Origin of the sequence: Neisseria oralis, assembly GCF_045062685.1 — a bacterium.
GTDB lineage: Bacteria > Pseudomonadota > Gammaproteobacteria > Burkholderiales > Neisseriaceae > Neisseria > Neisseria oralis.
In genome coordinates this window covers 264,344-272,428 of record NZ_JBJGEB010000003.1, presented here as the reverse complement: position 1 = coordinate 272,428, position 8,085 = coordinate 264,344, and the positions used below count along the sequence as shown (strand labels likewise).

Annotated in this window: 5 protein-coding genes; 2 read left to right on the top strand and 3 right to left on the bottom strand. The window is 55.5% G+C overall.

Annotated features, from left to right (window positions below; genetic code table 11):
* The first annotated feature begins 29 nt into the window (after positions 1 to 29).
* Positions 30 to 1,322 carry a histidinol dehydrogenase gene (gene hisD / locus ACI43T_RS04615; RefSeq protein WP_405385677.1) on the top strand — a complete coding sequence of 431 codons (1,293 nt, stop codon included), beginning with the start codon at positions 30 to 32 and terminating at the stop codon, positions 1,320 to 1,322.
* Between the two features lie 203 nt (positions 1,323 to 1,525).
* Here hisD and ACI43T_RS04610 read toward each other — a convergent pair whose 3' ends face one another.
* The 3 genes from ACI43T_RS04610 to ACI43T_RS04600 all read right to left on the bottom strand — a co-directional run bounded on the left by ACI43T_RS04610 (position 1,526) and on the right by ACI43T_RS04600 (position 6,555).
* On the bottom strand, positions 1,526 to 2,368 hold the full coding sequence (locus ACI43T_RS04610) for an aldo/keto reductase (RefSeq protein WP_405385663.1): 843 nt from the start codon (positions 2,366 to 2,368) through the stop codon (positions 1,526 to 1,528).
* 208 nt (positions 2,369 to 2,576) lie between these two features.
* Complete coding sequence (locus tag ACI43T_RS04605) at positions 2,577 to 4,262, bottom strand: ABC transporter ATP-binding protein/permease (RefSeq protein WP_405385662.1); 1,686 nt, start codon at positions 4,260 to 4,262, stop codon at positions 2,577 to 2,579.
* A gap of 79 nt (positions 4,263 to 4,341) precedes the next feature.
* Positions 4,342 to 6,555 (bottom strand): TonB-dependent siderophore receptor, encoded by a 2,214-nt coding sequence (locus ACI43T_RS04600; protein ID WP_405385661.1) that lies wholly within the window; start codon positions 6,553 to 6,555, stop codon positions 4,342 to 4,344.
* A gap of 618 nt (positions 6,556 to 7,173) precedes the next feature.
* Here ACI43T_RS04600 and serB point away from each other — a divergent pair.
* A complete protein-coding gene (serB, locus tag ACI43T_RS04595; protein ID WP_308022686.1) occupies positions 7,174 to 8,010 on the top strand; it encodes a phosphoserine phosphatase SerB in 837 nt (278 codons plus the stop codon).
* Positions 8,011 to 8,085 lie beyond the last annotated feature (75 nt).

Sequence of the window (8,085 nt, the reverse complement as noted above, 5' to 3'; positions counted from 1 at the left end):
CCCCACAGAAACAGAGAGAATCCCAAATCATGAAAAAACTCAACACCCAATCGCCCGATTTCCAAGCCGAACTCAAAGCCCTGTTGGCTTTTGAAACCGCGCAAAACCCCGAAATCGACCGCATCGTCGCCGACATCTGCGCCGACGTGCAAAAACGCGGTGATGCGGCGCTCATCGAATACACCAACCGCTTCGACGGCACGTCCGCCCAAACCATAGCCGACCTCATCCTCACTCAAGACGACTTGCAGGCCGCGTTTGAGCGTTTGCAGCCCGAAATTCAAACCGCCTTGAAAACCGCCGCCGCACGGGTCGAAAGCTACCACCAACGCCAAAAAATGGAATCGTGGACCTACGAAGACGAAGACGGCACGCTGTTGGGACAGCAGATTACACCGCTTGACCGCGTCGGCATTTACGTCCCCGGCGGCAAAGCGGCGTATCCGAGTTCCGTCATCATGAACGCCATGCCCGCCCATGTCGCAGGTGTGAAAGAAATCATCATGGTCGTCCCCACGCCCAAAGGCGAACGCAACGACATCGTGCTTGCCGCCGCCTTCGTCGCGGGTGTCACCAAAGTCTTCACCGTCGGCGGCGCGCAGGCGGTTGCCGCCCTCGCCTACGGTACTGAGTCCGTACCGCAGGTCGATAAAATCACCGGCCCGGGCAACGCCTTCGTCGTCGCCGCCAAACGCCGCATGTTCGGCGTGGTCGGCATCGACATGGTGGCAGGGCCGTCTGAAATCCTCGTCATCGCCGACGGCACCACGCCCGCCGACTGGGTGGCGATGGATTTGTTCAGCCAAGCCGAACACGACGAAATCGCCCAAGCCATCCTCATCGGCACGTCGCAGCCCTATCTCGACGAAGTCCAAACCGCCATGAACCGCCTCATCGAAACCATGCCCCGCCGCGACATCATCGAAGCCTCGCTCGGCAATAGGGGCGCGATGATACTCGCCAAAGACTTGGACGAAGCCTGCGAAATCGCCAACTACATTTCCCCCGAACACTTGGAATTGTCGGTAGAAAACCCGCAGGAATGGGCGAAAAAAATCCGCCACGCCGGCGCGATTTTCATGGGACGCTACACCAGCGAAAGCCTCGGCGACTACTGCGCCGGCCCCAACCACGTCCTGCCCACCAGCCGCACCGCCCGCTTCTCCTCGCCGCTGGGCACTTACGACTTCCAAAAACGCTCCAGCCTGATCCAAGTCTCCGAACAAGGCGCGCAGAAACTGGGTAAAATCGCCAGCGTGTTGGCACACGGCGAAAGCCTGACCGCCCACGCGCGCTCTGCCGAATTGCGTTTGAAAGACTGATTCGGGACGCAACTTGCCGCGAGGCCGTCTGAAAGCCTGTTCCGAATTGCCGGAACGTGTTTTTCGACGGCCTCGCGGCATTTTTGCGGCGTCTCAAACGAATATTCGCCCCGCCGTTTCCATACGGGCGGAACGGAATATGTAGTGGAAGCACTAGAAATAAAGGCCGTCTGAAATCTTTTCAGACGGCCTCAAACACTGCGTTACTCCACATCCAGCGGCACCCGGCGTTCAGGTACCGGAAAGGCGCGGTTAAGCAACGCCAGCTGTTCGTCCGACAGCTTTATCTGCAAACAGGCGGCCAGTTCCTTCATGTGCGCCAGCTTGCCGGTACGCGGAATCGACACCATGTTTTCCTGCGCCAGCGCAAAACAGAGCAGCACTTGGCAGCCGCTGACGCCCTGCTCCTGCGCCACCTGCCTGACCGCGGGGCTGTCTATCAGCCCGCTGCGCAACCCGCCTGCCTGCGCCAGCGGGCAATAGGCCATCGTCGGAATGCCGCGTTCGTCCTGATAGGGTTTCAACACGACTTCGATACCGCGCGACCCCAAGTGATACAGCACCTGGTTGGTCCGGCATCTGCTGCCGCCGTCGGTATCCTCCAGCAACTCCTGCATATCTTCCAAATCAAAATTCGACACGCCCCACGATTTGATTTTGCCCTTCGCCGCAGCCGCCTCCAGCGCGTCAACCGTTTCCTGAAGCGGCGTGCTGCCGCGCCAGTGGTAGAGGTACATATCCAGATAATCGGTTTGCAGCGCCTTGAGCGAAGCGTCGAGGCTCTGCTCCAGACGGTGGCGGCCGGCATTGGCGGGCAATACTTTGGAAACCAGATAGATTTCCTCGCGCGCAAACGGTTTGACGGCTTCGCCGACCAAACGCTCCGAGCGGCCGCCGCCGTAAAGTTCCGCCGTGTCGATAATCGTGATGCCCTGCTCCAATCCATAGCGCAGTGCGGCGATTTCCTCCGAACGCATTTCCGGACGGTCGCCCAAGCACCATGTCCCCATTCCCAATCTGCCGTGCCGCAATATGCCGTCTGCCATCGCCCTGCTCCTTTCAGTCCTGTGAAAATCCGTTCCGTTCGGACGGAACCCGGTATATTCGATTCAGACGGCCAAAAAAAGTTGCCTGTGGGCAGGAGGGCACCAAGGCAACAATTATCCAAAGAAAGTATATTTAGCTATAAAGTCTAGTAACCGTCTAGCTACAAAGAACTATATTATAAAACTTGCCTGATTGCAACTGTTTTTATTATTCATCCAATACCAGTCTCTGCTCAAACAGTTTTTTGATTTCAGATTGATGGCTGATACCGATGACGAGGGTGTCGGGTAAAGCACGTTTGAGGGTTTGCATCAGCGCCAATGCGGATTCGCCGTCGAGCTGGTTGGTGGCTTCGTCGAGGAACAGGATTTGCGGTTTGTGCAGCAGCGCGCGGGCGAGGCTGAGGCGTTGCTGTTCGCCGCCGGAAAGGATGCCGTGCCATTCGTATGGTTCGTCTAAATTATCTTTCAGGCGGTCTAGCCCGACCTGCTCCAAGGTCGTCTGAATAAGTCGGTCGTCTTGGCAGACGGTGTGGGGATAGCTGACGGTGTGGCGCAGGGTGTCGGCGGGGAGGTAGGGGCGTTGGGGCAGGAAGAGGAGGCTGCCGCCGAGGGCGAAGCTGCCTTGGTAATACGGCCATAAGCCTGCAAGGGCGCGCAACAGGGTGGATTTGCCGATGCCGCTTCTGCCTTCGAGCAATACCCATTCGGGGGCGTGGGCTTCGAGGTTGATGTCGGTGAGCAAGGGGCTGCCGGTTTGGGTGTGGACGGTGAGGTTTTGCAGGACGAGGATACCGCTTTGGCGGTGGTTGTTTAAAGTCAGGGCGGGTGCTGGGCGGGCGGCGCTTCTGCCTTCTTTTTCTACTTGTTCCAAGGCCGTCTGAAAACCGGAGAGGCGTTCGACGACTGCCGCCCATTCGATGAGGCGGCGGTAGGAGTCGGTGAACCAGCCGAAGCTGTCTTGGACGCGGGCAAACGATGTGCGGGTCTGCATCATGTCGCCGAAGGTCATGGTTTTGGCGAGGTACATGGGCAGGGTGGCGAGGATGGGGATGAAGATGCTGATGCGGACATAGGCCGCCCAGAAGGTTTCTTGGCGGAATTCGCAGTTGGTGAGCCGCCGCCAGTTGTCGCGGATGCGGAGGTAGCGTTGTTTCAGACGACCTGTTTCGGCTTCGCCGCCGTTGTAGAAGGCGATTTGTTCGGCGTGGTCGCGCACGCGCAGGAGGGCGGCGCGGTAGTCGGCTTCGCGGTGCTGACGGTCGATGTTGAGGTTTTTAAGTTTGCGGCCGACGAGGTGGGCAATCAGGGTGCTGATGACGGAATAAATCAGGGCAACCCAGACGAGGTAGCCGTGTATGGTGATGTCGCGCCCGCCGATGTTGAAGGTTTGCACGCCGGAGAGCGTCCACAATACGGCGACGAACGCGCTGAATTTGGCAATATTATTGATGAAAGAGCGGAACAGCCCGATGCTTTGGTCGGCGAGGAGGTAGATGTCTTCGGCGATGCGCTGGTCGGGGTTGTCGGGTTCGCCGGTCAGGCGCAGGCGGTAGTGTTTGTGGCCTTCGAGCCAGTTTTGCTGGAATTGTTCGGTCAGGTGGGTGCGCCAGCGGAAAATGAGGCGTTTTTGCAGCCAGTCGCCGCAGACGATGCAGCCGATTATCATCGCCATGTAGCCGAGGTATTCGACGATGAGTGCGGGCATGGACGCACCGTCAAACGCAGCCAGCGCGTCGTAGAAACGTTTGTCCCACGCGGCGATCCAAACGCTGATGGTGATGGAACAAAGGGTGAAGCCGATGAGGACGGCGAGCATCAGCCATTGAATGCGCCCGTGTGCCCCTGTCCAAAAAGGGCGGGCGAGTCGGAAGAATTTTTTGAGGATGTTCATGGATTTGTGTTTGTATCGATAATGAAAGGCCGTCTGAAATCGGGATTGTACTTTCAGACGGCCTTATTTCATACGGCGGCTACATCTTCCACTTCAGGCTGAACACGGCATTGCGCGGTTCGCCGTAGAAGCTGCCGCTGTTGGCGGCACGGCTGTATTGGTTTTCGTAGTAGCGTTTGTCGGTCAGGTTGTTGACCGCCAGCCCCAGTTGCAGGTTTTTGCTCGGGCGGTATTGTACGTTGGTATTCCAAACCGTGTAGCTGCCTTGCTTGATGGAACCGTAGGAGTTGGCAGTTTTGCTGCTGCTCTTTACTCCCAGTCCGACCGTCCATTTGCCGTCATCCACCGGCAGGATATAGCTGGTGTAGAGACGGAACATATGTTTCGGCGTATGGCTGCTGAAGTTGTAGCCTTTTCGGCGCGATTCAACATTGTCACCGACGCTGTTGCGGTTGGTACTGCGGTTGAAGGTGTAGCCTGCGTAAACCTGCCAACGGTCGGTCAGGCTGCCGGAAATTTCGGCGTCCAAACCGCGGCTGCTTTGATCCAGCGGTTCCCAATAAGGGTGCGGACGGGCATTGACGCGTTGGTTGTTGTTGTCTTTGTCGGTGCGGTAGAGGGCGACGGAAGTATTCAGACGACCTTCGTTCCATTCGCCTTTCCAGCCGATTTCGTAGTTGCGTCCCATAATCGGCGGCAGAAGGTTGTCGTTGTAGTCGCGGTTCATCGTTTGTTTGAAGATGGATGTATAGGCGGCGTAAACGCTTTGTTTAGGTGTAATGTCGTAAGTGATGCCGGCATAGGGGATGAAGCGGTTGCGTTTGAGCGCGTAATACGTGCCTTCCGAGCTGTCTTTGAGGTTTCTGTCCCAATAGAGGTTGCGGTGCCAGTTGGTATAGCGTCCGCCGACAATGACGTGCAGTTTGTCGGTAGGATTGATGCGCGCGCCCAAACCGAAGGCGTGGGTGCGGTAGCTGCCGTTGCCGCCGCGTGACTTGGCGGTATCGGCATTCCAATCGGGTTTGGCTTTTTCGCTGCCGTTGAATGCATCCGCGTTATAGGTGCTGCTGTCGTCGAACCAGCGGTTGCCCGTGTTCATCTTCTCTTTGGAATAGCTGTGCATGAAGAAGAGGTCATGGCTTTGGCCGAAGGCGAAGATGCGGCCGGTCAGGTTGTTTTGGAAAGTAAACTGGCGGCTGTCCGTGTCGTAGCGGTCGAAGCTGTAAGTTTTGCCCAAACCGTCCGTACCTATACCGTTATCTGTGCCGCCCAGCGTGTAATATTCTTTTAAGCTGTCGCTTTTGCGCCAGTCCAGCTTGCTGCTCAGTTTCCAGTTGTCGTTGAAATAATGTTCAAATTCGGCAAAGAGGTTGTGTTTTTTCAGACGGGCTTCGTTCCAATCTGCGCCGAGATAGCGGCTGCGTTTCCATTCTTTGCCGTCAGCGCGCATGGGCAGACCGTCGGGGTCGGGCGTTTTGGTTTGGTTGAGATAGCTTGCGCCCCAAGTGAGCTTGCTGTTGTCGCCGATGTCTTTGTCCATCACGCCGTAAAGCAGGATGTCGCGGCCGCCGGATTGGTCTTGGAAGGTTTTGTTGCTGCCAGCCGAGCCGACAAAGCGTCCGCGCAGGCCGTGTTCAGGACTTAAAGCGCCTGACGCGTCAAACGTGCCGCCCACTTTGCCCCATGTGTTGACCGTCAAATCGGCGGAAAGCTGGCGTTTGGAGGTCGGTTTCTTACGGACGGCGTTAATCGTGCCGCCCGGTTCGTTGTTTGCCTGCGTCAGCCCGGCCGCGCCGCGTACCACTTCGATGCGGTCGTACATCGCTATATCGGTTACGCTGGTCGGGTCGCCGGACGGACCGCCCAAGCCGAATCCGCCGGGCGAACCGATTTGAGTGGCAATGCCGTCTTCTTCAAGTTGCTCGATAAAATAGCCGCGCGACATGAAATGCGTGCGCCCGCCGCTTTTGAAGACGTTGACGCCCGTAGCGTTTTGCAACGCGCCTTCGAGACTGGTCACGCCTTGGTCTTCAAGTTGTTTTTTGGTGATGACGCTGACGGATTGGGGAATTTCCCTCGGAGAAAGCACCAATCCCGTAGTCGAACGCATCGCGGATACGGTGTAGCTGTTTTGATTTTCGGTACGCAAGCTGCGGTTTTTGCCGACCACATTGACCTGCTTTAATTCCACCTGCTGCACTTCTTCAGCGGCGTGAACGGCTTGCGGCAGCGCGGCAAGGCAGAGTGCCAAGGTGCTGAGTTTGAAAAGTTTCTCTTTGTTTATATTGTTCATTTGATTGATTCCAGATAAAGCTGTTGTCGTAAAATGTTTATTTTTATTTGATATTTATAACCATAAAAACTATAAATATTCAAAGTATTATGTTTTTCAGACGACCTGCGTCAGATAAAACGAATAAAATTTATCAAACCCTTGCGGATAAAAAAATGTTGCCGCCGGGCGGAATACCCAATGGCAACTACTTATCCAAGGTTGCAAAGATAGATATAAGGAACTAGCTGAAAATTAGTTATAAAGAACTATACTCTAGCTGTAAAAATTGGCAATCGTTTTTTTCAGACGGCCTCACGTTTTTTCACACATCTTGTCATAAATCAAAGTGGAGAGGATGGTTTTACGACCTTTGTCCGTGCATCCGAAAACCGCCATCCTAACCTTCCCCCGCCGGATCAGGGAAGATACGGGATGACTGTCGTGGTTAAGGTGGGCGTATGAAACCCTCTTTTTTGTAAATCCAAAGGCCGTCTGAAAACCCGACATGAAACTGAATTTCAGACGGCCTCCCAATCAGATACATATCGTTTTTTCTTTCCGTCCGCCAAAGCTATATGGGTTTTCAAGCGGTTTGGTTTTATAATCCGTTTTTTCGATCCTGCCCTGCCTCCTCCCATGCAAACCGCCCTTATCCTTCAGTCCCCGTCTCTGACAGACCGCAATTCAAACGTATTGGCCCATTTCAACCTTCCCGCCCCCGTCGCGGGCAATAACAGCCTGCGATTTGCCGTGGATTCGGCGTTCACGCTGCCGGCCGGAGAAAAGGAAGTCTTGGCCCGCCAACAAATCGACCATGCAATCCTGCCCGATATGGCTTTTGAAGATTTGGGACTGATTGTGAGCGATATGGATTCGACATTGATTACCATCGAATGCGTGGACGAAATCGCGGAAGGAGTCGGTTTGAAAGACAAAGTGGCGGAGATTACCGAGCGTTCGATGTGCGGCGAACTGGATTTCGAGCAGTCTTTACGCAGCCGCGTGGCATTGTTGGAAGGCTTGGACAGCCGCGTGTTGGAAGAAGTGTATGAAAACGTGCTGCAACTCTCGCCGGGCGCGGAATTTCTGTTGGACGAATGTAAAAAGCACGATGTGAAATTCATGTTGGTATCGGGCGGATTTACCTTCTTTACCGAACGTCTGCAACAACGTTTGGGCTTCGAATACCACTACGCCAACGTATTGGAAATAAAAAACGGCAGGCTGACAGGCCGTCTGAAAGGAAAAATCATCGACGCGCAGGCCAAAGCGGATTTGCTGCGCGAATACCGTAGCCGTCTGGGTTTGCAACCGCACCAAGTGCTGGCGATGGGCGACGGCGCCAACGATATTCCGATGCTGAAAGAAGCCGGTATCGGCGTAGCTTACCATGCCAAACCGAAAACCCAGGCCAATGCCGATGCCTGCATCAACTTCGGCGGCTTGGAGCGTGTGCGCGGCTGGTTCAGGTAATCAAGCAAAAGGCCATCCTGCAACGCCCGCCTTACCGGAATGGACCAAAAGGCCGTCTGAAAACAGTGTTTTCAG

Coding starts and splice junctions, on each gene's coding strand:
- hisD (WP_405385677.1), top strand. CDS start 30: ATGAAAAAACTCAACACCCAATCGCCCGATTTCCAAGCCGAACTCAAA.
- ACI43T_RS04610 (WP_405385663.1), bottom strand. CDS start 2,368: ATGGCAGACGGCATATTGCGGCACGGCAGATTGGGAATGGGGACATGG.
- ACI43T_RS04605 (WP_405385662.1), bottom strand. CDS start 4,262: ATGAACATCCTCAAAAAATTCTTCCGACTCGCCCGCCCTTTTTGGACA.
- ACI43T_RS04600 (WP_405385661.1), bottom strand. CDS start 6,555: ATGAACAATATAAACAAAGAGAAACTTTTCAAACTCAGCACCTTGGCA.
- serB (WP_308022686.1), top strand. CDS start 7,174: ATGCAAACCGCCCTTATCCTTCAGTCCCCGTCTCTGACAGACCGCAAT.